The 2,042-nt window shown below is 36.8% G+C and carries 5 protein-coding genes and 1 pseudogene; 5 read left to right on the forward strand and 1 reads right to left on the reverse strand.

Annotation, left to right across the window (positions count from 1 at the left end; translation table 11 throughout):
* From PR833_RS16245 to PR833_RS16255, 3 genes and pseudogenes are all read left to right on the forward strand, one after another.
* Positions 1-322, forward strand: a pseudogene (locus tag PR833_RS16245) (VENN motif pre-toxin domain-containing protein); the annotation flags it as partial.
* 9 nt (positions 323-331) lie between these two features.
* Positions 332-484, forward strand: coding sequence for a hypothetical protein (locus tag PR833_RS16250; RefSeq protein ID WP_014657422.1), 153 nt, complete (start codon positions 332-334; stop codon positions 482-484).
* Between the two features lie 42 nt (positions 485-526).
* Positions 527-754, forward strand: a complete 228-nt coding sequence (locus PR833_RS16255) for a hypothetical protein (RefSeq protein ID WP_014657423.1) — start codon at positions 527-529, stop codon at positions 752-754.
* Between the two features lie 130 nt (positions 755-884).
* Here the strand turns inward: PR833_RS16255 and PR833_RS16260 are convergent, their stop codons facing one another.
* Entirely contained in the window at positions 885-1,019 is a 135-nt protein-coding gene (locus tag PR833_RS16260; RefSeq protein WP_258313094.1) for a hypothetical protein, read from the reverse strand.
* Positions 1,020-1,151: 132 nt separating this feature from the next.
* Between PR833_RS16260 and PR833_RS16265 the strand changes: the two genes are divergently transcribed.
* Together PR833_RS16265 and PR833_RS16270 are read left to right on the forward strand one after the other, a co-directional pair.
* Complete coding sequence (locus PR833_RS16265) at positions 1,152-1,382, forward strand: hypothetical protein (RefSeq protein WP_272526352.1); 231 nt, start codon at positions 1,152-1,154, stop codon at positions 1,380-1,382.
* A 189-nt stretch (positions 1,383-1,571) separates the two neighbouring features.
* Entirely contained in the window at positions 1,572-1,952 is a 381-nt protein-coding gene (locus PR833_RS16270; protein ID WP_102781126.1) for a hypothetical protein, read from the forward strand.
* Positions 1,953-2,042 lie beyond the last annotated feature (90 nt).

Consider the following 2,042-nt stretch of genomic DNA (forward strand, 5'->3'; position numbering starts at 1 on the left):
GGGACATGCCGCTGGCGTTACTGGATTGGGGTTATACTCAGGAACAGGACTTGTTGTTGCTGGTATAGGTGGAAGCGCTAATTATTTAATTCAGTTATTTGGCGATAAACCAGTCAACTACACCGATGTACTCATTGCTACTCACATCGGTGGAATTACTAAAAATTCTACTGTCTATGGTGTTATAGGGTGGAATGCCTTAGGCGGTGGTGTTTCAAGTGAATTAAAAGGTGAAGACCCATTACTAGGTGCAGGGACATCTGGAATTAGTTCAGGAATCGGTTATGGACTAGGCGGTCTCATAAAGTGGGGTGGTAATTAGTGGAAGTATATGAAAACAGATGGCTTAGATCCAAAATATAACCCTAAATTACAAGGTGATGCGAATAAAGGGCAATTAGGGTTATCAAAAGATTTATCACCAGCTCAAAGACCTGGAATAGCCGGCAATATTACCAGCTCAGTAGTAACAGAAAAAAAATAATAAAATTAATGATGAAATTAAGAATGACACAGGGAAATAAAAATGAATAATTTTCGATTTTTATTAATTTTTCTGCCGTTATTTATACTTGTCATATTTGTTGCAAGTTTAGTTTCTTCGGTAATTATTGATATTATATTGTTTATAATTAACGGAAAAGAGTTTGATTTTAATATTGATGAATTATGGAGCCTGATCAAACTTAGCATAATAGGTGGTAGTGTAAGTGCGGTAGGTCTTTGGATATTGAAAAAATTGAAACATAACTAACTAAAATATAAGCCCTACTCATGAATAGGGCTTATAAGCCGCATCACTCCTCACTCAGCCGGATTATCAACTGTCCGGCTTGGCGGGTGAGGATGTAGTGGCTGCCCACCTCAAAGCTCATCTCTTTCAGTTAGTTATCGATTAAGATGAGTTGCGCTCTGGGGTTGGGTTTACCGCTGTTGGAGGCGTACCCCACTGTATACTGTCTGGTTTTAACCACTTCTTTAGTCGTCGGTGTTTCTACAATACAACCGCGCTTAGTCATGGTGACTACTCCTATCAGTTGCGTGGTTAGCCATGTTGGAGTGTTCCTGCACCTGAGAATGGTGTTATCTCTGATTATCTTATCCAATTATGCGCTTAGCCTGATGTTTTAACATCAATGCATGCAAAATCGATGTCATCAATTTTAACTCCTTTGCATCCTAGTAATGATAAAAAAATAGATGCCTATAGAAAAGGCTGCATTAAGGGAGGAAATGAAAATTTAAAAATGGTGGGGTTGATTAATAAAGCACCTTCGATACCGGGAGGGATAGCATTTATGCAAGTAGCTAGTATTCTAAAATCTGAAGGCGTTGTGGTAAGTGCTTGGGTTGAACGTATAGCTAGTGATTTATCTCACTAAATTTCTAATGGATGGATTATTGCTGTTATAACCATAGATAAAATGGCAAAAAGTTTTTTATTGATGTGGTTAGTAGGCTTGCTCCCCATTGTTGCAGTAATAGATCCATGGAAGAACAATATGTTAGTTCAGTAACTATGTTTGAAAAAACTTTATAGGTGAAGTGATTGTTCCTGAAGGATGGTAGACATGATTTTACAAATCGAATTTCCAGATAATTTATTTTTAAGTAAACTAGAACAGCAAAAAAAAATACCTTGTCATATACAAATATCTAATAAATTTGAAATTATTTTTGAAATTGAATCAACAAGAATTATTGGAGAAGTGAGCGAATATAATAGGGCATTATTCGAACAAAGAGTTATAGCCAGAGCTGGAGGCAATTATATTTATAATGAACCATCTTTGATAACATTAAGCCGCGTTAGTAAAGGGGTGTATAGGGTCGTTGATCTCTTCGTTTTTTATAGCGATTTTGGATGGTGTTCAGTCATTGAAAACGGCGATTACATGGAGCCCCACCAATTTTGGGATAATGATGATGAAGATCCAGACTTTAAGCCATAAATATAAAGAGTAATTAATAGGAAATGTAGCTCGACTAAAGGAGCTATATTCACCTAACTACCTCGCTTCTTCGAGTACTCAGCCGGATAA

It is taken from the genome of Providencia sp. PROV189, assembly GCF_028480065.1.
GTDB lineage: Bacteria > Pseudomonadota > Gammaproteobacteria > Enterobacterales > Enterobacteriaceae > Providencia > Providencia stuartii.

Bases quoted from the DNA above. Each gene is read 5' to 3' on its own strand.
- PR833_RS16265 (WP_272526352.1), top strand. From the start codon at position 1,152: ATGTCATCAATTTTAACTCCTTTGCATCCTAGTAATGATAAAAAAATA.
- PR833_RS16270 (WP_102781126.1), top strand. From the start codon at position 1,572: ATGATTTTACAAATCGAATTTCCAGATAATTTATTTTTAAGTAAACTA.
- PR833_RS16260 (WP_258313094.1), bottom strand. From the start codon at position 1,019: ATGACTAAGCGCGGTTGTATTGTAGAAACACCGACGACTAAAGAAGTG.
- PR833_RS16250 (WP_014657422.1), top strand. From the start codon at position 332: ATGAAAACAGATGGCTTAGATCCAAAATATAACCCTAAATTACAAGGT.
- PR833_RS16255 (WP_014657423.1), top strand. From the start codon at position 527: ATGAATAATTTTCGATTTTTATTAATTTTTCTGCCGTTATTTATACTT.